Annotated in this window: 22 protein-coding genes, 1 tRNA gene and 2 riboswitches; of the genes, 2 read left to right on the top strand and 21 right to left on the bottom strand. The window is 28.9% G+C overall.

The genetic code is table 11. The annotated features are described in order from the left end of the window. Positions 1-37 precede the first annotated feature (37 nt). The 12 genes from cobM to CNEONATNEC86_RS07570 all read right to left on the bottom strand — a co-directional run bounded on the left by cobM (position 38) and on the right by CNEONATNEC86_RS07570 (position 11,611). Positions 38-805, bottom strand: a complete 768-nt coding sequence (gene cobM, locus CNEONATNEC86_RS07625; RefSeq protein ID WP_058294651.1) for a precorrin-4 C(11)-methyltransferase — start codon at positions 803-805, stop codon at positions 38-40. A 216-nt stretch (positions 806-1,021) separates the two neighbouring features. Continuing rightward, positions 1,022-1,687 carry a cobalt-factor II C(20)-methyltransferase gene (locus CNEONATNEC86_RS07620; protein WP_058294650.1) on the bottom strand — a complete coding sequence of 222 codons (666 nt, stop codon included), beginning with the start codon at positions 1,685-1,687 and terminating at the stop codon, positions 1,022-1,024. A gap of 140 nt (positions 1,688-1,827) precedes the next feature. After that, on the bottom strand, positions 1,828-2,409 hold the full coding sequence (gene cbiT, locus CNEONATNEC86_RS07615) for a precorrin-6Y C5,15-methyltransferase (decarboxylating) subunit CbiT (protein ID WP_058294649.1): 582 nt from the start codon (positions 2,407-2,409) through the stop codon (positions 1,828-1,830). 22 nt (positions 2,410-2,431) lie between these two features. After that, complete coding sequence (gene cbiE / locus CNEONATNEC86_RS07610) at positions 2,432-3,043, bottom strand: precorrin-6y C5,15-methyltransferase (decarboxylating) subunit CbiE (RefSeq protein WP_058296881.1); 612 nt, start codon at positions 3,041-3,043, stop codon at positions 2,432-2,434. Positions 3,044-3,115: 72 nt separating this feature from the next. Next, positions 3,116-4,258: a cobalt-precorrin-5B (C(1))-methyltransferase CbiD gene (cbiD, locus tag CNEONATNEC86_RS07605; protein ID WP_097919338.1), complete on the bottom strand. Its 1,143-nt coding sequence runs from the start codon at positions 4,256-4,258 to the stop codon at positions 3,116-3,118. Positions 4,259-4,614: 356 nt separating this feature from the next. Further along, positions 4,615-5,241, bottom strand: coding sequence for a precorrin-8X methylmutase (locus CNEONATNEC86_RS07600; protein WP_159135805.1), 627 nt, complete (start codon positions 5,239-5,241; stop codon positions 4,615-4,617). Positions 5,242-5,437: 196 nt separating this feature from the next. Beyond that, on the bottom strand, positions 5,438-6,757 hold the full coding sequence (locus CNEONATNEC86_RS07595; protein WP_159135804.1) for a cobyrinic acid a,c-diamide synthase CobB: 1,320 nt from the start codon (positions 6,755-6,757) through the stop codon (positions 5,438-5,440). An 86-nt stretch (positions 6,758-6,843) separates the two neighbouring features. Beyond that, positions 6,844-7,677, bottom strand: coding sequence for a sirohydrochlorin cobaltochelatase (locus CNEONATNEC86_RS07590; RefSeq protein ID WP_058294645.1), 834 nt, complete (start codon positions 7,675-7,677; stop codon positions 6,844-6,846). A gap of 223 nt (positions 7,678-7,900) precedes the next feature. Next, positions 7,901-8,096: riboswitch (cobalamin riboswitch) on the bottom strand. 47 nt (positions 8,097-8,143) lie between these two features. Continuing rightward, positions 8,144-8,578, bottom strand: coding sequence for a hypothetical protein (locus tag CNEONATNEC86_RS07585; RefSeq protein ID WP_159135803.1), 435 nt, complete (start codon positions 8,576-8,578; stop codon positions 8,144-8,146). A gap of 22 nt (positions 8,579-8,600) precedes the next feature. Then, complete coding sequence (locus tag CNEONATNEC86_RS07580; protein WP_159135802.1) at positions 8,601-9,566, bottom strand: hypothetical protein; 966 nt, start codon at positions 9,564-9,566, stop codon at positions 8,601-8,603. Positions 9,567-9,742: 176 nt separating this feature from the next. After that, positions 9,743-9,994: a phage holin family protein gene (locus CNEONATNEC86_RS07575; protein ID WP_058294642.1), complete on the bottom strand. Its 252-nt coding sequence runs from the start codon at positions 9,992-9,994 to the stop codon at positions 9,743-9,745. A gap of 222 nt (positions 9,995-10,216) precedes the next feature. Next, complete coding sequence (locus tag CNEONATNEC86_RS07570; protein WP_125148835.1) at positions 10,217-11,611, bottom strand: NAD(P)/FAD-dependent oxidoreductase; 1,395 nt, start codon at positions 11,609-11,611, stop codon at positions 10,217-10,219. Between the two features lie 28 nt (positions 11,612-11,639). Beyond that, positions 11,640-11,743, bottom strand: a riboswitch (purine riboswitch). A 242-nt stretch (positions 11,744-11,985) separates the two neighbouring features. Between CNEONATNEC86_RS07570 and CNEONATNEC86_RS07565 the strand changes: the two genes are divergently transcribed. Beyond that, positions 11,986-12,402 (top strand): hypothetical protein, encoded by a 417-nt coding sequence (locus CNEONATNEC86_RS07565; protein WP_058294640.1) that lies wholly within the window; start codon positions 11,986-11,988, stop codon positions 12,400-12,402. A 394-nt stretch (positions 12,403-12,796) separates the two neighbouring features. On the opposite strand, the gene CNEONATNEC86_RS07560 is transcribed toward CNEONATNEC86_RS07565, so the two are convergent. The 6 genes from CNEONATNEC86_RS07560 to CNEONATNEC86_RS07535 all read right to left on the bottom strand — a co-directional run bounded on the left by CNEONATNEC86_RS07560 (position 12,797) and on the right by CNEONATNEC86_RS07535 (position 17,505). Continuing rightward, a complete protein-coding gene (locus tag CNEONATNEC86_RS07560; protein ID WP_159135801.1) occupies positions 12,797-13,603 on the bottom strand; it encodes an energy-coupling factor ABC transporter ATP-binding protein in 807 nt (268 codons plus the stop codon). After that, entirely contained in the window at positions 13,604-14,458 is an 855-nt protein-coding gene (locus CNEONATNEC86_RS07555; RefSeq protein WP_058294638.1) for an energy-coupling factor ABC transporter ATP-binding protein, read from the bottom strand. It lies immediately after the preceding gene. Continuing rightward, the gene (locus CNEONATNEC86_RS07550) at positions 14,446-15,222 is read right to left on the bottom strand and encodes an energy-coupling factor transporter transmembrane component T (protein ID WP_058294637.1); all 777 of its coding nucleotides are present in this window, start codon (positions 15,220-15,222) and stop codon (positions 14,446-14,448) included. Before CNEONATNEC86_RS07550 ends, CNEONATNEC86_RS07555 begins: the two co-directional genes overlap by 13 nt. A 78-nt stretch (positions 15,223-15,300) precedes the next feature. Beyond that, entirely contained in the window at positions 15,301-15,933 is a 633-nt protein-coding gene (locus CNEONATNEC86_RS07545; RefSeq protein ID WP_125148833.1) for an ECF transporter S component, read from the bottom strand. 88 nt (positions 15,934-16,021) lie between these two features. Continuing rightward, on the bottom strand, positions 16,022-16,780 hold the full coding sequence (locus CNEONATNEC86_RS07540) for a nucleoside phosphorylase (protein WP_159135800.1): 759 nt from the start codon (positions 16,778-16,780) through the stop codon (positions 16,022-16,024). Between the two features lie 35 nt (positions 16,781-16,815). Next, positions 16,816-17,505 (bottom strand): Crp/Fnr family transcriptional regulator, encoded by a 690-nt coding sequence (locus CNEONATNEC86_RS07535; protein WP_159115988.1) that lies wholly within the window; start codon positions 17,503-17,505, stop codon positions 16,816-16,818. Between the two features lie 407 nt (positions 17,506-17,912). Here CNEONATNEC86_RS07535 and CNEONATNEC86_RS07530 point away from each other — a divergent pair. Beyond that, positions 17,913-17,987, top strand: a tRNA-Glu gene (locus tag CNEONATNEC86_RS07530). A 78-nt stretch (positions 17,988-18,065) separates the two neighbouring features. Here CNEONATNEC86_RS07530 and CNEONATNEC86_RS07525 read toward each other — a convergent pair. The 3 genes from CNEONATNEC86_RS07525 to CNEONATNEC86_RS07515 all read right to left on the bottom strand — a co-directional run bounded on the left by CNEONATNEC86_RS07525 (position 18,066) and on the right by CNEONATNEC86_RS07515 (position 20,325). Continuing rightward, positions 18,066-18,614, bottom strand: a complete 549-nt coding sequence (locus tag CNEONATNEC86_RS07525; protein ID WP_276508212.1) for a nitroreductase family protein — start codon at positions 18,612-18,614, stop codon at positions 18,066-18,068. 139 nt (positions 18,615-18,753) lie between these two features. Beyond that, positions 18,754-19,332 carry a type 1 glutamine amidotransferase family protein gene (locus CNEONATNEC86_RS07520; protein ID WP_159135798.1) on the bottom strand — a complete coding sequence of 193 codons (579 nt, stop codon included), beginning with the start codon at positions 19,330-19,332 and terminating at the stop codon, positions 18,754-18,756. A gap of 48 nt (positions 19,333-19,380) precedes the next feature. Then, complete coding sequence (locus CNEONATNEC86_RS07515) at positions 19,381-20,325, bottom strand: helix-turn-helix transcriptional regulator (protein WP_159135797.1); 945 nt, start codon at positions 20,323-20,325, stop codon at positions 19,381-19,383. Between the last annotated feature and the right edge of the window lie 223 nt (positions 20,326-20,548).

The following is a 20,548-nucleotide window of genomic DNA, read 5'->3' as shown; positions in this document are numbered from 1 at the left end:
TTTAACTTTTTAATTAAAACTTTTATGATTGTAATTATTAGTCGTTCATATCTTTTTGTCCTTCTCTAAACATATGAGAAAAACTCTTATCATATAAAAGACTCTTTTCAAAATCACTATCAATAAAATCTCCAACTAATATTTGAGCACATTTAGTTATATTTGCTTCTTTAACTTTATCAGCAATATTCTCTAAAGTTCCTATTATTATTCTTTCATCTGGCCATGTGGCTCTTTCTACGACTGCTATTGGTACGTCGTTTCTCTTATATCCTTTTTTAAGCTTATCAACCACTTTATCAATCATTGAAATTGATAAAAATATAGCCATTGATGCACCCACAGAAGCTAATATTTCTAAATCTTCTGTTTTTGGTACTGGAGTTCTTCCTTCTACTCTTGTTAATATTACCGTCTGAGTAACTCCTGGCAGCGTAAATTCTCTATTTATTGCAGCGGCTGCACCTGTAAATGAACTTACTCCTGGAACTACTTCATAAGGAATACTAACCCTATCAAGCTCTACCATTTGCTCTCTTATTGCGCCATATATAGATGGATCACCAGTATGTAATCTTACAACTAATTTTCCCATACGTTCTTCCATAGTCATTATTTCCATGACATCTTCAAGTGTCATATGCGCTGAATTATAAATTTGAGCATCCGGTCTACAATATTCTAAATGATCTTTAGAAACAAGCGACCCTGCATATATTACGACATCAGCTCTTTCAAGTAAATCTCTACCTCTTACAGTAATTAAATCTGCCGCTCCTGGACCTGCACCTATAAAATAAATCATAATTAACACCCCTTTTTTCAATTCACTATTCACGATTCAAAATTCACAATTTTAATCAATTCACTATTCACAGTTCACAATTTTAATCAATTTAGAATTCACAATGCACAATTCATGACGAAAGGCGCGCCTTTCTATAAATTATATTATTTTCAGAAATTCCTGTAAGGAATTTCCTCCTTAATTGTGCATTGTCAACCGTGAATTGTTAATTGCCTAACTTCTGCTTGCTATTATTAAAGACATATAATCTCTTACTTTAAGTATTTCTTCTCTATCAGTAAGTACTATCTGACCTTCACGTCCAACTCTGCTTGCATATATATAATCAAAACCTTTTTCTTCTAAAGTATTTAAAACTTCTTCTTCATGTTTGTAAACCTTCATTACAACTATGAACTTTTCATCAGTAATTTCTTTTACTTTTGTAGCTGGCATAACCACAAGATTTTCATTTCCAACAACTAATGTTCTGTCAACTAAACTTGCTGCTGCACAAAATGAAGTTATTCCCGGTATTGTTTCTACTTGAAATCCATCATCTCTCATATGTTTTAACATATGACTATATGTGCTATAAACATATGGATCGCCTATTGTTAAGAATGCAACATTCTTTCCTTCTCTAAGCTTTGATTCTATAAACTCATAAGCTTCCAAAGCTTTTAGTACTCTATCTTTCTTTCCCATTGGAAAATGTTTTATTACTATTTCTGAATCTTCTCTTATATATTCTCTAGCCGTCTCAAGTGCTATACTTTCTCCACCATAAGTAGCACTTGGGGCAACAATTACATCACAGCTTTGAATTATTCTTACCGCCTTAACTGTTAGTAATTCTTTATCACCTGGTCCTACACCTATTCCATATAAAGTTGCCATTTTCTAATTTCTCTCCTCACTAAACCACGTTATATTCTTCTATATATTTTAGTAATAAACTTTTCTTTCAATCTTATTAGAATATAACATTATTCTTTTATTTATCCTAAATATCTATTATTCATGTTAACTTCTAACTCTTAATCCTTAACTGACTTAAAACATTGTATAACATATATAGGGTTAAGAGCCATCATCATTAGACTATTCCCACGATTCTTACTTATGCTTACCAATGATACATCTACCTTGTAGTCTAAATTTTTCATTATTTCTATTCCTTTATAAGCATTATCCAAAGTTATAAAATTCATAACAATAACACCATCATTTTTTAAAGCCGCATTACACTTTAAAAGTATTTCTTCTAAATGACCACTACTTCCCCCTACAAATATAGAATCAAACTTAATATTGTTATCTAAAAGTTCATCTAAGCAACTGCTTCCTTCTTTTTTAATAATTTCTACATTATCACAATTAAACTTTTCAATGTTCTTTTGAGTAATTTCAAAAGCTTCATCTTCTTTTTCAATTGCTATAACTTTCCCCTTCTTAGCTATTAATGCAGCTTGAACTGTTATACTTCCTGTACCACATCCAACGTCTAATACTAAAGAATCTTCACTTATATTCATTTTTCCTATAGAAAGCATTCTTATTTCTTCTTTTGTCATTGGACACTTTCCTCTGATGAATTCCTCATCTTTTATAAACTTCATTATTATCCTCCATAATATGTCTTTATTCTTGTATAACAATAAATATATTTAAAGGTTCAAAATTTCCATTTATGAACTCTTTCGGTTTTCCTATACTTATAACCTCATCATCATATGATAAATTTTCACCTATTATCACAGTGCAGTCTACATTGTTTTTGTGTAGTATTTTACATAACTCACATGGATTGTTTTCCTTATCTGTAAGCCAAATTGTCATATTATTTTCATTAACTTTTTTTAAAAACTCATCTTTTCTTCCATGTAAACTGCCTAAAACAGCATTATTCCAAGGAAGTTTAACTTTTGAAGTTAAGTATTGAAATGAACTTATTCCTGGTATTATTTCAAATTCCATAGTTGTTTTATTTTTTATATAATTAGTTATTCCATAAAATGTCGGATCACCTGATGCTACTATACATATGATTTTATTCTCATACTCACTTTTATCTATTATAAACTTATCTAAATCACTTAATTTTTTCATATATACTTTTTCTCCATATATAAAATCAAGTGATTTAAGTGCTCTTTCAAATCCCAAAATATAATCTGCTTCTTTTAATATGTCTGTTGCTCTTTTTAATATATAATCTGTATTACCTGGTCCAAGACCTACAATATAAATCAATTTATCACCATCCATTACTCGATTTATGCCCTTTAGGGTACCCAGTAGAGCAATTCACAACTTAAAATTTCATTAATCATCAAAGGATTTCCAAAGTAAAATCGGATTACTTGCACCATAATAAGTAACAACTTCCACATCCATTTCATTATAAACATACTCTTTAATTTTATTTAAAATCTTAGTGCCTATATTTTTATATAATTCATCATAGCCATCACCAAGTAACTTTACTGCCCCTTCTGTTGTCTTTTGATTTAAGACTTCATTAACAAGTGAAATATCATATCCAAGAAGAGCAAGTTCAAGTGCAAATACTTCTAATCTTACCCCATTAATTCTACTGTGAGTATTAAAGCAACCATAAGCTATCTTGCTCATTTTTCCTATATGCCCTACTACAACAACAGATTTTATTTTGTATGAAACACATATATCTAATGCAAATCCTATATAATTAGAGCAGATTACTATTTCACTACTATTAAACCCTAGCTTCTTACAATAATTCTCGCCTAAATTTCCAAAAGTTAAAACTAATCTTTCATTGTTTAATGCCTTTTGTGTAATTTCTAATTTTATAGAAGCTTTAAGTGCATCTTCTGACATTGGATAAACTATTCCACTTGTTCCAAGTATTGATATTCCACCTTGGATCCCAAGCCTTGGATTAAAAGTTTTCTTTGCTATTTCTTCACCTTGCGGCACAGATATTGTAACCTCAACTCTCTGTCCATTCTTAAGAGCACTCATTACTTCCTGCTTTATCATTTTCCTTGGCACAGGATTTATTGCCGGCTCTCCTTTTTTAACAAACAAACCTTCTTTTGTTACAGTTCCAACACCTATCCCACCTTTCAAAACAACTACTTCCACATCTTCAATTTCATTGAATTCTTCAGATAAATTCTTAGTTTCTTCTTCATCACTTATCTTTCTTACTTTTGCCCTTATTTCTATTCCATTTGTAATATCAGGATCATCACCACTGAATTTTAATATTGTACATTCAACATAGTCTTCACCTTTTTCAATTTTTTCGATAGGCATATTTATTTTTATATTTTTAGGAGATAATATTTCTATTTCTGAAATCTCTTTTTCTTTATTAAAAAGCATTATTGTTGCAGCTTTTGCAGCTCCTGCACTACAAGATCCTGTAGTATAGCCACATCTTAATTTTTTCCCATCACTTTCTACATACATCTCAAACAAAATATCACCTCCTGAACTTTTTTAGTTTTTTCATTATATTACTGAAATTATTTCTAACTATTCACTTTTTAAAGGAAACTCACTATTCACATTCGTTCATAGGAGTGCACTCTATGTAAGTTCAAAGGCATATAATGCTTGGTGAGGTACAAGCCTAGCATTATAGCCCATCTTCATCTACCGATGAAGATGTTTCCTTAAATAATTCCTTCTAATCCCCATAAAATAAGCAAATTCTTAAATTCTTAAATTCTTAAATTCTTAAATTCTTAAATTCTTAAATTCTTAAATTCTTAAATTCTTAAATTCTGTGCATTTTATCATTCTTTAAATATTTGTGCAAACATTTTTTAATATTAATTTCGCTCAACCACCATATACATAAGTGCATTAACAATTGCTGCTGCTACAGTGCTTCCACCTTTTCTCCCTTTTACTCTTATATATGGAATGCTAAGCTCATCCATGTTTTCTTTACTTTCTGCTGCACCTACAAACCCAACTGGTACAGCTATTATAAGCTTTGGATTTGCTTTTCCTTCTTTTATTAATTCTTTAAGTCTAAAAAGTGCTGTTGGTGCATTTCCAAAAACAAATATATCTACATTGTCACTGCAGGCTTTTTCTACAGCCGCCATACTTCTTGTAATGCCTTTTTCTTTAGCTTCCTTATGAACTACTTCTTCATTTACATAACAGATAACCTTGCTGTTTGTTTTAGCTAAAGCCATTTTATTTATTCCATTAAGAGCCATATTAGTATCTGTATATATTGTAGCACCTTTTTTAAATAATTCTTTTGCAGTTTCTATTGCATCTTTACTTATATCAACTAACTCTTTATATTCAAAATCAGCTGTTGTATGTATAGTTCTTTTAACTATCATAAGCTCCTCATCATTAAATGAATGAGTTCCCATTTCTTCGCCAATTATTTCAAAACTTCTTTCTTCTATTCCCATAGGATTTTTTAAATAACTCATATCTTAAAATTCCTTCTTAATTCAATTATTTTTATGGTATGTAATGCTTGGTGAGGTACTAGCCTAGCAGTATAGCCAATCTTCATCTAGCGATGAAGATGTTTCCTTAGGCATATAATGCTTAGTGAGGTACGAACTTAGCAGTATAGCCCATCTTCATCTAATGATGAAGATGTTTCCTTATAAATTTATATTCTTATTTCATCAATTCCTTAAAAAAATCTAAATTTCCAAGAAAATTAATATGTGCATATCCAGCTAAAGTATTCTTTTTTAAATAGCCACACTTCCATTTTAAAACTTCCCCATCATATTGAGTTTTTTCCACTTCATAGATAGGTTCTTCATTTAATTCAACATCAGACTTATGAAATTCATGTGCATTTATTTTTATATTATTAGTAAAATATTCATTTTTTATATTAACTGTGCAATAACCAAAACGTGTAAGTCTTTTAGTCATAAAGCTTTTTCCCTCTAAAAAGCCTACCATTTTACATCCATCAATTTCATCTGTTAAGTACATAAGTCCACCACACTCAGCATAGCACCTAAGACCATTATCCAAAGCTTCTTTTATACTATTCCTCATTGAAACATTACTTTCAAGTTCTTCTTTAAATACTTCTGGATAACCTCCTCCGATATATAAAAAGTCCAAGTTTTTTGGAAGCTTTTCATCATTTATTGGACTAAAGTAAACAACGTCACCAACTTCTTCTAAAAGCTCTATGTTATTCTTATAATAAAAACTGAATGCTTTATCTAAAGCAACTCCAATTCTTATATGTTTTCTTTTTAATTCTTTTATGCTTTTACCACATATATTTTCATTATTATCTTTAAATGCTTCCATTAAATCTAATATTCCATCTATATCAACATGCTTTTTAATTAAATCTGCACATATGTCTAGCTTTTCTTTAAGATCTAAAACTTCCATACTTTGAACAAGGCCTAGATGTCTGCTGCTTAAAGATACTTTTTCTTCCTTTGGGACATATCCAAGTACTTTGACATCACAGTTGCTTTCTATTGAATACTTTAATAATTTATAGTATTTTTCACTAACAGAATTTAAAATAACACCTACTATATTAGCATTCTTAAAGCTTTTTAATCCATTTATCTCAGCACATAAAGTTGTACTTTGCCCCTTTGGAGACATTACTAAAACTATTGGCATATTATCAAGGATTCTTGAAACATCATATGTTGATGCCTCATATGAAACACCAATACCATCATATAAGCCCATTACTCCTTCAAGTATTCCAACATCTCCGCACCCTTTTGAGTAATTATACTTTAAACCTTCTTCTCCCATTAAATATACATCTAGATTTCTTGAGGCCTTACCTGTAACTTCTTTATGAAAAGCCGGGTCTATATAATCTGGGCCTACTTTATATCCTTGAACGTCTAAATTTCTATCCTTAAGAGCTTTCATAAGACCTAAAGTAAATGTGGTTTTACCACCACCACTATGACTAGAGGCTATTATTATAGACTTCATGTTATAAACTCCTTATTTTTAATTATTACAAATAAGTTATATATATTAATTATTTTCATACTTAAGAAAACTTAACCTATAACAACCTATTTTCTTTTTCTAAGCTTTTTTGTCTTTCCTGCATCTAAATATCTCTCTTCAATTAAATCATGAATTCTATTTATGTATAGATGTCCAAATTTATCAAATTCACCTAGTCCATGCATATGTAAGCGTACTTCTATTCCTTCTCTTTCTAACATGCTTTTTAATGAATCATCTTCATCTGATGCCATATCATTTTTAGCATGATCTCCTGCTACTAATAATAATGGTACTAGCTTAGTTTTCTTTATATTTTTCTTTTTCATTCTTTTAATGCAGCTTTCTATACTTGGATAACCTTCAACTGTTGCAACAAATACATTATCATAATCTTCATCCACTAAAACTGTCTGCAGCATTCCATATACTGCATTACCATAATGTGCAGTTCCGTGGCCAAATAGTACTACACTTTCTTCATTTTCTAAGACTTCTTTTATACTTTCAATAAACAAAGAATAATCCTTAGGAAGTCCTTCCATACCTTGATAATAGAAAATTGGACGTCCAATCTTAATACTTTTAAAATCATCCTTATGTATTTTTACTATACCTTTTATATAATCAAATTCTTCTCCTGGTATTATATGAAGTGGTTGAACAAGGACTTCTTCATATCCCTTTTCTCTTAACTCCTCTAAAGCTTCTTCTGGCGTAGGAATATTAATGCCATCTCTATTTTTTATTTTCTTTATTATCATGTGAGCTGTAAATGCTCTATAAACATCATATTCTTTAAATTCTTCCTTTATTTTATTTTCAATCTTTTCAATGGAATTTTTTAAAGCATCCATATGACTTGTTCCAAAACTTACAACTAAAATTGCCTTTTTCATTCTTTCTCCTCCAAATAAAATAACTTGTCGGTTGAAGCAAGCATTTATATATTAACAAGATGCTTATTTTTTAAACTTTTCTGCATCTTTAGGATAGTTCTTATATAATACGCTAAGTAAAAAACCCCAAATTACCTATTCAAAGATAATAAGGGATAATATAACAAAACAAGAATATATATAATTTACTCTTACGTTGCTATTATCCTTCCCACCGAAAGCAATAGTAATTCTTTCCAAGGCAGGTCTCCTGACTTTGGTATCTTCCTTAAAGTTCTACCTTCCCAAGATATAAATCTCAGTGGTTTACTAGATCTTAAGTCCTCCATTACAGTAGCGGGGGCTGTAGCAGCTTTTCACTGCTTTCCCTTTTAATTTAATTACATAAAATAATTAAAACCTTGAAATCATTATTTAAAATTATAGATTACAACTGTGTTTTATTCAATAGAATAAAACATTCTTTTTATGTGAGTTTTTGAATTATAAATATAATTGCAGATAAAATAATAAGTATTGCAATTATAATATTGTAAAATTTTCCTATCAAGCTTCCAAATTCTGTTAGTTTAACCTTTATGTCTTCTATCTTTGTTTTTACAACTAGCTTTCCATTCTCTTTATATAAATTTAATATTATTGTCTTATTAGTATTTCTTATAAGTTTATCATATACAACCATATCTTCTGTATCTTCATAAGAGAGTATTAAATCAGTTTGCTTATTTAAATTATCTGCTACAAGAACTTTAGTTTCTTGTTTTCCTGGATAAATCTTAGAAATCTTTAAAGGACTCTTTTCTATTCCAGTATAAGAAAATTTTAAATTAGTCAAAATTTCATCTGTGCAATTTCTAACAACCAGCCTTGGATTAATACTATACATATCAGATAAATTCATTTTTTTCATCCCTTCATAGTATTTATGAGTTTTTCATAAACTCAACCACACTTTCCATATTTTCATTATGTCCAGAATTATTTATTTCATTATCTAAAGATTCATTATTTTTGAATTCTTTGCCCTCTTGAAAATATATACTGGCCACATGTATTTCTTTAGAAAAGTCTTCATTACTTAAGAACTTACCTATTATTAATATATCTTTCAAATTATCTCCATTAAAATCCATAAAAGCTACACAGTTAACTTCTTCAAATCTACCTTTATTATTTCCATAGAATGCTGGTAGCTTATATAATATATTATTATTTCTATCTGCTATATAAAAAACAGCAATATCATTTCCATCTTCTCTTTTTAACCCAGAAATAAATTTTATATCACCATAGTTATCAATTTTTGTATCAAAAGATTGATTTTCTTGAGCCACAAAACCACCATCTTTGATATCATTTAAAGTTCTTTTGACAAGTGTTGTGTCATTAATTAATGGAAATGCACCTTCACCAATTCCCCAAAGATTATTTTCACTGCTCTTTTCATTATATTTAATATTTAAAACTATAGAGTTTTCTTTAAATTCTATTTCTATATTACCACTATGTTCCCAGCCATCTTCATCAAAATCATAAGATAATTTATTATTTTCTATTTGCCCATTTATATCTACTTGTGCAATATGTGCTAAATTTTCTGTTGCTGAATATACACTTCCATTGACATACCCTTTCTCATCAACATCAAGGTCAACAGTTGTACCATATTTAAAATCTTGAATCAAAAGTTTTTCATTAACCCAGTGTCCAGTATATGCTGAATAATCTATTTTTTTCTCTTCACTTACTCCACTATTAATTTCTTTCTCATCCTTTTCTTCAACTACAGCTTTATTGTTGTTTTCATTTTCTTTCTTTTCTTCTTTACTACATCCTATACTTGAAAAGCATAATGTAATTATCAATATATAAGTATAAAATTTTTTCATAATTCTACCCCATCAATTTATTTACTTCAATTATAAATTATACCACCTGCTATATAGTAATGTATATTATAAAAAATCATCAAAGCTATTGTATATTAATTTCTAAATTCCAAATTATATAGAATACAATAAGAATAACAAAAAGTAGAGGATTTATCCTCTACTAGATATATTTTTTATTCTTTCTTTTCACTTTGCTTTATTAACTGATTAGTGTAAACTGTTGCGCCTGTAACTAATATTCCTTGAATAATTGAATCAACTGAAACTCCTAAAATTCCAATAGCTCCAGCAACTCCAAATATTAATAAAGTAATAGGAATATATTTATCTGATATCTTTTGAGTGCTCTTTAATATCATTCCTAAAATATATAGGGCTGGTATTAAAATTAAAGCATTCTGTACTATATAATTTGCAACTTCCATCTCTGTTCCCCCCTTAATTTACATATACATTATTTTATATTGAAAGTTTCTCATCATTATTCATAATATGTAAATTAATTAAAAATAGTTATATAATTTAAATTAATAAGACAGATGGAAATATGATAACTTCCATCTGTCTTATTAATTTAAATATATAGTTTTTTATATATTATTTATTTTATAATTATAGTAATCATTTTAATTCAAGTTATCTTCATGCTATAATTTTCTTCCCATCATAACCCCCATTGCTGAGGCCATCATTAATCCTCTTGTCCAGCCGCTTGAATCACCTAAACAATAGAGACCTTTAATATTTGTCTCAAAATCTTTATCGATGACTATTTTATTACTGTAGAATTTTATTTCTGGTCCATAAAGTAAAGTCTCTGGACTTGCAAATCCTGGAACTACTGTATCCATTGCCTGAATAAAATTAAGTATATTTGTCATTGTTCTGTATGGAATTGCAGAAGTTAAATCACCTGCAACTGCATCTGGAAGAGTATGTCTTACATTTGATTGAGAAAGTTCTTTTTCCCAAGTTCTCTTACCATCTAAAATATCTCCATATCTTTGAACTAAAATGCTGCCATTTCCAAGCATATTAACAAGTTCTGCAACTTTTTTGCCATATTCAATGGGTTCATTGAATGGCTTTGAAAAATTATGTGAACTCAAAATTGCAAGGTTTGTGTTATTTGACTTTTTATCCTTATATGAATGACCATTAACTATAGCAAGATCATTATCATAGTTTTCCTGACTAACAAATCCACCCGGATTTTGACAGAAAGTTCTTACTTTATTTTTAAATGGAGCTGGATACCCAATAAGCTTTGATTCATAAAGAACATCATTTATACTTTCCATAATTTCATTTCTAAGCTCTACTCTAACTCCAATATCAACTGTTCCTGCACAATGTTCAATATTGTGATCTACACACATATCTTTAAGCCAGTCTGCACCTTTTCTTCCTGCCGCAACAACTACCTTATTACATAATATTCTTTGATCTTTTGTCTTAGTTAATGAATCACTTATAAGTACACCGTTAATCAAATTATCTTTTATTATAAGATCTTTCACAACAGTATCAAATTTAATTTCAATACCTTCTTCTATAAGATATTCTTGAATTTTCAAATATATTTCATGAGCCTTTTCTGTACCTAAATGTCTAATAGGACAATCAACTAGCTTTAAACCTGCTTGTATCGCTTTTTTTCTTATTTCTTTAACTGCTTCATCATTGCCTACACCTTCTACATGTGTATCTGCGCCAAAACTCAAGTATATTGAATCTGTATAATCTATATATTCCTGTGCAACATCTGCTCCAATAAGCTCTGGCAAATCTCCTCCTACTTCATAACTTAAAGATAATTTTCCATCTGAAAATGCTCCTGCACCTGAAAAACCAGAAGTAATATGACAGTATGGCTTACAAGATACACATTTTTTTAATTTAGCCTTTGGACACTGTCTTTTATCTATACTTCTTCCCTCTTCTATTAATAGAATGTTATAATTTGGTTTTTGGTTTTTAAGTTCATAAGCAGTAAATATCCCAGCTGGGCCCGCACCTACTATTATTACATCATAATTCATGATTTACATCTCCCTTTCAATTAAAGTCAAATGCTTAGTAGACACTTATAGCCACGAGCAATTTACGGTAGCTCGGTAGAAACATTCCACCCTTATTGCAGAATTTATACAAGTGAATATTAATATGTTTTTTATATTTATTATTCTTATTTATAGATATATTCTAGCGTATTTCATTATATTTGACAATATTTTTTGCAAAAAATTAATATTCAAAAGCAAAAACACGAATGTTGTTATATTTTTATTTGTTTTTTATCTTACTGTATTTTTCTATTTTGAAATAATTGATTTACTTTCTCATTTATACATGTATAATTTAAGTTATAGTAGAAATATTATAATAATACTTATTAAATTTAAGGAGAAAGCATATGGCAATATATAACATTACATATTTTATAAGCGATACAACTGGAGGATGTGGCTGTGGAGATCATGACCATGAACATGAACATAATCATTCACATAATGATTCATGTAATTGTGGACATGATCATAGTCACAATGATGAAAAAACTTCATGTGGATGTAATCACGATCATGAACATCATCATGATGAAGAAGAAATTGATAGCGAATTAAAAATAACAGCTAAAATAAGATCTTTTGGAGCATGGGCTCAAGTTATGCCTGAATCATTTGTTGTTAAAAGCGATTTATCGGCAAAAGAAATGTATGAAGAACTAAAAAGTGTAAGCAATGCTGGTGATATATTATTAGTAACAAAAATAGATCCATCTGAAGTTGCTTATGAAAATGAAGCTCTAGTAGAATGGTTAAATAAATAAAGGACGTACTGAGTTTAGTGTGAATAACCGAAATAAAGCTCTTATGTGGTGCTCGCTTGCTACAAAAATGAAGCTAAGAATTCAAACATGCAGACTTGCACCCACAAATGTTTGCTCCAAGGCATATAATGCTTAGTGAGTTACAAACTTAGCAGTATAGCCTATCTTCATCTACCGATGAAGATGTTTCCTTTAATATGCCTTGGACAAACAATTGTGGAACAAGTCTACATGAAGAATTCTAAAGCTCAATTTTTGAATGCAAGACACCGCACACATAAGAGCTTTATTTCTTTGTTTCATCTAACTTCAGAGCATCGGTATTATTGTCACTATACATAAATATATTTTTAAATTAAGGAATAGTTATTTATAGATGTTAAAGATTTAAAAATTATAAATTTATATTTTTTCTATATTGAATAAATTCCTCAGCGTTTAAAAATGTTTTATCATAGCCTAATTCATAACATAGCTTTGTAATATGAGGCTGTTCTAGATATGCTTTTTCTAAAATCTCCTTTTGAGAAAAAACTTCTCTAGTATCTGAATCTAACAGTATTTTTCCTTTTGCGAAAACCACTGTTCTCTCAAAGTTTTCTGCTACAAAATCCATATCATGAATAATTGTTATTACTATTTTATCATTTTCTCTTAGATGTTTTATTATAGATTTTATTTTTTCTTTTCCATAGTAATCTTGAGCTATTGTTGGCTCATCAAATATAACAACTTCAGTATCCATTGCTAAAACAGAAGCTATTGTAATTAATTTTCTGTCTGAAATTCCTAAATCATAAGGATTGCTTTCTAATTTCTCACTTAATCCAACCATTTCTAAGGCATCTTTAGAAAACTTTAATGCCTTTTCATGCGGCATTCCTATATTTAGCGGTCCGAACATTACCTCATCAATCACTTTGTTCTTAAATATCTGATCATTAGGATTTTGAAATACCATCCCAACATGTTTTGCTATTTGTGCCACTGTCATTTCTTTTATACTTTTATCATTTAAAAGTATGTCCCCTTGTGTTGGCTTTAATAAACCTTTTAATAATTTAACAAAAGTTGTTTTTCCTGCACCATTTTGCCCAACTATTGCTGTGCTTCTTTTATCAATTATCAAAGATATATCTTTTAAAATCTGTTCATCCTTTGTGTATGAGAATGATAAGTTTTTTATATCAATTTTATTCATCTATAGTTCCTCCATTTTCTTACATGAAAGAATTTTTTCTGCTTGCTTTAGAGTTACTGGATATAGATTTGTTTCCTTATCATAAAAACCAAGTTCTCTGCAGACTTCTGTAAATATCGGAGGCTTTATTCCATATTCCATAAGGTTATCCATTGAGAATATCTTTTCTGGAATATCAAAATCTATTAGTTTTCCATCATTAAGTAATAAAACTTTATCACTGTATTCTGCAATTTTTTCTATTTTATGTTCTACCATAATTATTGATATTCCTTTTTTGCTTAAAGCTTGAACTGCTCTAAACACTTCTTCACTTCCTTGTGGATCAAGTTGTGAAGTTGGTTCATCCAAAATAATAATTTCTGGTTTCATTGCAATAATACTTGCTATAGCCATCCTTTGCATTTGACCACCTGATAAATCAAATGGATTTCTATCTTTATATTTACTAATATCCAAAAGTTCCATTGCTTCATCAATGCGTTCTATCATCTCATCTCTCTTTATCCCTAAATTTTCAAGACCAAAAGCTATTTCTTCATACACAGTCATTTTTGAACCAGTTACTTGATTAAATGGATTTTGAAACACAATTCCAACCTTTTTACACATTTCAGAAGTATCACTTTTAGCTACCTCAATATCATCAATAATTACCTTTCCACCATATGCCCCTTTATAAAAATTAGGTACAAGACCAACTAAAGCTTGGCATAATGTACTCTTACCAGAATTATTTCTTCCTATAATACCTATAAATTCTCCTGGATTTACTTCAAAAGATACATTATCAAGAACTAATTTTTCTGAAAGAGGATACTTATATTTCAAATTTTCTACAACTATTTTAGCCATAAATATCCCCTCCAAATAATTGATATTATAATTGTTAATATTAAAATTATTTTTATAAAAATATCACCTTTTGTTTTAACTTCTTCATTTAAAAATGTCTTCTTTTCTTTTGCGTTAAATCCCCTTACTTCAAGTGCTATTGCACGCTCTTTTGTATTTATTAAAGAACTCATTACGACAGGAGATATTAGAGGAAAAAATGCTTTTACACGTGTAATAAGATTTCCATCCGTTTCCATCCCCCTGCTGCGTTGAGCATCTGTGATAGTCGCCATTGTTTCTGTCATTTGTGGTATTATTTGAAATACAGAAATAAATACATATCCTATTCTTGGTGATAAACCTATTCTAACAAATGACTCTATTAAATCTGATGGATTTGTTGTAAGAACTAATATACAAAAGCTTAATAAAATGTTTAATATATTTATCCCTATGTCAAGTGCAAATATTAATCCTTCTTTATAAAATACTGCTGGTCCTATTGCGAATAAAGGATTTACATTGCCTGAGCGAAATAAACCTTGAATAATAAATACTGATAAAACTACAATAGATGAGAATCCTAATATAGGTACTACTTTCTTTAGTACTTTGCCTATCAATAATATAATTATACTCATTCCTATAAAAATTACACTGGCTATTTTAGAGCCAATAAAAAATGGTACTATAAGTGCTGTTATAATATATATAATTTTACTCATAGGATCTAGTATATTTATGATTGACTTTTTATCTTCATATAAGCTTATGCTTTTCACTTATGCTTACTCTCCTTCCATAGAGAAGTTTTTTAATTTTTACATATATTCAAAAGATAATATGTAAAAAATCTATGATTACATATTTTCTAAATGATTTTCTTCTTCATCTAAACTTTCAATCTCTTCGCTATTTTTATAAAGTGAAGTTAGAGTTTTTGGAAGTCCTTTGTATATAACAAAAACTATCAATAATGTAGCTATTTTATCTGGTAAATCTACTATGATTTCATCTATTGCTGATGCTAAAAATGCTGGTAAGTTATTTGCTATTCCCCATGCATATGCTGCATCTCCCCATACATTTCCTGTTGTTCCACCCCAGAAAATCATATTTAGAGGTGTAGATATAACAACTGCAACAAGTCCTGCAATGAGTCCTGTTATTATTGCACCCTTAATATTTTTCATGTTTCCTTTATAAGCACATACACCAACTGCTACACCTATAAATGCACTAGTTAATGCATAAACTGTAGATATTGGATCCATAGTAAGCCCGTAAATAATATTATTTACAGCACCACAAATTGCTCCTGCTATTGGTCCTGCTAAGACTGCAGCAAGGCATGTACCAATTGAATCCAGCCATAGTGGTAATTTTAATAACCCTGCAAAAAGTTTTCCTAAATAATTGATACCTACAGCAGCTGGAATAAGAACCAATGCAGCTGTATTAAGCTTAAATGACCACATACTATTTTTTTTCATAATTTTATTCCTCCATTTTAATATTAAATTATATTGTGTTTACTCCTGTATATACAGGATATATCAAAACCCTTATTATGTAAAGTTATTACTTTAAAAACTTATTATTTAATTTTACTATAGCTTCAAGTGCTACAATTATTTCTCTCTTTTCTCCATCAATAGCTAAATTTTCACCTTCAACATAATTATTGACTTCATCTTTCAAATCTTTTTTATATTCTGAAACATTATTTAAAATAGAAGCTGTTTTTCCCCCTCTTAAAGCACCTATTGTAAATAATGCTGCTGTTTCCATATCAGCTCCTAATATTCCTTTTGATGACCAATATTCATCAATTGTTTCTTCTTCATCTGTATAAAAACTATCATGACTTCGTGCTTTTCCAATAAAATATCTATACTTCTTCTCCTTGGCTGCTTCACAGGTACTAAGCAGTACGTCAAAGTCTGGAATGGCTGGATATATGGATTCTATATAAGCTTTTGATGCCCCTTCATCTCTTACTGCACCATTAACGAGAATAATGTCTCCTAAGTTAATATTTGAGTCTAATGCACCACAGCTCCCTATTCTTATCATGACTTCAACCCCTATATTGTATAATTCTTCAACTACAATTCCAGTTGAAGCTCCACCCATTCCTGTGGATACTGCTATTATCTTTATTCCTTTATAGTATCCAGAAATACTTCTGTGCTCATGATTATAAGAAATCTCCTTTGTATCTGTTAAAAATTCTTTAATTCTATCAATACGTTTAGGATCTCCAGGCAAAAGTGCATATTTTGCACTGTCTTTTATGCCACAACGTATATGTGGTTGTAATAAGTTATTTTCTTTCATTTTTATCTCAGCTCCTCTTCAAGCTTGTACATGCTTTATAAATCTCTTTGGTTAATTAATAATTCATAATCTTTTACTATAACATTTGAGTTTTGAATATCTATAACTCTATTTTCTTTTAATTGCTTTAACACTCTGTTTATGCTTCTCTGAGTCACCCCCATTTTATCTCCCAAATTATCAGTTTTAATTTTTATGCAAAATTCATCTGATTCACATGATTTATTTATACTGTCTATTAAATATTGGCATATCCTTTGTTTTAATGTATATAATGTATTATTGCTAGTATTCTCACACAAAACATACGTGCTTTTACATAGTGTACGCATTAAATATTGACTAAAATTTTTATCTATATCTATCCATTTTAAAAAATCATTTCTTTTAATCTCAATTAATTTTGAACTGCTTCTTGCTTTAACACTAGATACATATGGCTTATTATCAAAAATTTCTAGCTCACCAATATAATCCCCATTAGTATATGTTTGAATTAAATATTTCTTCCCTGATTCAGAAACTGTATAAATATCAAATATCCCCTCAACTATTATGTAAAATGATTCTTGCTTATCTCCTTGTTCTAGTACAAACTCCTCTTCTTTATATTCTTTTACAGAAATATTTTTTAAAATTTCATATGGACATTGTTTAATCATCTCATATATTATGGGATTTGCTTCTAATATATTAAATAGCTCAATAATACATTCATTTTTCATAAATTATGTCTACCTTCTAATTTATTATTTTATATATGGCAAAAAGATATAGAATAAGATTCCATATCTTCCTGTTCATTATAGGGTTTTGAATTTTTAAGTTGTTAGTTTATTCTTACTTTAATATATTTGCTTCACTATTATTATATTATATATCTCAATATAAGTATAGGAATTTTGTCCTTAAATTACAATTTATTCATAATTATTTAATTTTTTCTTTAATAATTTGAGACATTTGTCTATAATTTGCTTTTTTGTATTATAAATATAGTATATTTTTACTTATATAACAAAATAACATTATACACCTATTAATACATAATTTTAATATTATCCTATCTAATAATATATGAAGAATAATTTGACATTGATAAAAAATAAGAGTATACTATTAAATGTTCTGAGGCCCATTGGTCAAGCGGTCAAGACGCCACCCTCTCACGGTGGAATCATGGGTTCGATTCCCGTATGGGTCACCATTATAGAAAACATGAGCATTTACGTATGTAAATTGCTCATGTTTTTTTATTTTTCACACAATAGCTTTTGATGGCATTTTATAAATTTCCTTCTTTGCTATCTTTATTAAATTCATTAAACCAGGCTCTTTTTCTACCCACTTTCTTACTCAAGTTAGTAAGAGGTTCTGATGCAACTCCAACAGGCAAAAAGCAAACTAATTCATTTTCATCTGGTACACTCACAATCTTTGCCATTTGTCTTCTGATATTATCTGAATCAGTTATAATTCCTTCAATCCAACAGCTCTGATCCCCTAGCTCAACACATGCAAGTAGCATATTTTCAATCGCGGCTGAATAATCTTGAATATTATAACATTTACCTCTATATGAACATATTCTTTTTGTTAATACACAAATCATTGCATGAGCGGTTTCACATATAGATGAATTTACTACACTATGTAATTTATTTAAAATTTGTACATCATCAATTGCAATTAGACTTGTTGTTTGTTTATTACATCCAGAAGGTGCAGCTAACCCTACTTCCATAATCTTTTTCAAATCATTCCTGGGAACTATAGTATCCATATATTTTCCCCTGTAGCTAGACCTCGTTAATATTGCATTAATAATATCCAAATAAATCTCCCCCTATTCCCTCTAGCCTACATAATCATAAATAAAAAGCAAATTTCTAATTGTCTGTACTATAACTAGCAATATAGTCAACATTATCACAATAAATTTAATCAAATAGATATTATTCACCCTAAATGCTTTACTTTTTATAAAAGCCTAATTTATTAAATTCATACCATTCATTGATCTTATCTACGGGTTTAGCTTTCAGATATAACATAATTTCTTTAGCAAATTCTAATGTTGCTGTTCCATTGGCAGTAATAACATTACAATCACTCACTGCTTGTTTTTCAACATAATTATTCTCACCTTTATAATGAGGAGATTGCGACTTCAAAAACTCTAATGTATTGCTTGTATGTTTTCTATTATCCAAATAACCATTTTCGCCCATAAAAAAGGTTGCACCGCAAATTGCTGCTACTGGAATATTATGGTCAACTGCATAATCAACTATAGGTTTAATATCATTATTTTTATTTTCTATCCATGCATAGCCCCCAATTAATATGAGTATTGCAAAATCCTTATGATAATCATTTATAGAATAATCAGGAATAGTGTGAAAACCTCCCATTGATATCTTAGGTTCTTTATCAAAACTTAAAGTTTTAACAACATAATCTGTTTCTGCTGCATTAAGTTCAGAGCATATATAAGCACTCTCCCAGTCAGCATATCCATCAAAAATAAATGTAAGTATTTCTTTTTTCATTATTCAGCACATCCTTTCTTAAATATTGTATATAAAAAAAGATGACACCTATATGTCATCTTTATAAATTTCATTCATATTTTTTATTCGTAATTTTACTTTTTCTTTTAATTGTAGTGGCGATATAACTTTAACTTTATCCTGCATGGTTATAACCAAATCTGCTGTCCAATCTAAATCACTTACTTGAAATATTATGAACCCATTTTCTTCATTGCTATTCCTATGAAAAAATTTCGCATCAATTTTATCTGTTAAAAAAAACTCATTAATAACGTCATACTCTAAAGCAACATTATATAATATTCTTGAATCTTCTGGATGAAATAAATCAGCACCAAAATCATTCCTAAAGTCAATTTTTTCAATTGACTTGTAATTAAAATTTATATTTAAAATTTTATATGAAACAATTCTATTGACCTTAAACAAACGAAATTCATTATTTTCCTCACAAAAGCCATATAAATACCAATATGATTGCTTAAAAACAAGTTTATATGGATGAACAATTCTCATTTTTCTAGAGTTTTTAGAAATATATTCAATACAAGTACATTTGTGATTTTCTATTGCTTCATGCAAATGTAAAACCTTTTCCTGTGTAATACTATCTTTAAACCATGATGATAAATCAATTAAATAGTCACTTTCTGAAAATATAGTCTTTGTTTCTTCTGGTATTATCTTTGCCATAAGATTTATTAAGTCATTATTTTTATTAATGCTCATCAATCCAGAAAGTGCAGTAAAAATATTTTTTATATCATTCCTAGAAAAAATGCTTTTTTTATATTTATATCCTTCAACAACTGATACTCCTCCACCAATACCTGAATATGTAACTATAGGAATTCCAGCTTTATTTAATGTATCTAAATCACGAAAAATTGTACGCTTAGAAACTTCAAATCTTTCTGCCAGCTCTTTTATTGTAATTCTATCTGTATTAACTAGTATATTTAATATTCCTAACAACCTATCAATCTTCATAGCAGTACACTTTCTATCAATTATTTATTAAAAATTAAAAACAATTTATATTTATAATTATATATCATAAATACTTTATATTAGTATCCAAAACTCCATTTCAGTATTTTTGATAAATTTATTTCCACCTTATTCTCTAAGGTGTGGTGATATAAAAAAACTATACCACCACTTTCAGAGGCATATACTATATCTGAGCGACAAATCGAGATTTGTATGTTAG

The sequence above is a fragment of the Clostridium neonatale genome (assembly GCF_900465025.1).
GTDB lineage: Bacteria > Bacillota > Clostridia > Clostridiales > Clostridiaceae > Clostridium > Clostridium neonatale.
Note: the sequence above shows the minus strand (reverse complement) of the source record. Positions and strands in the feature narration are given on the sequence as shown.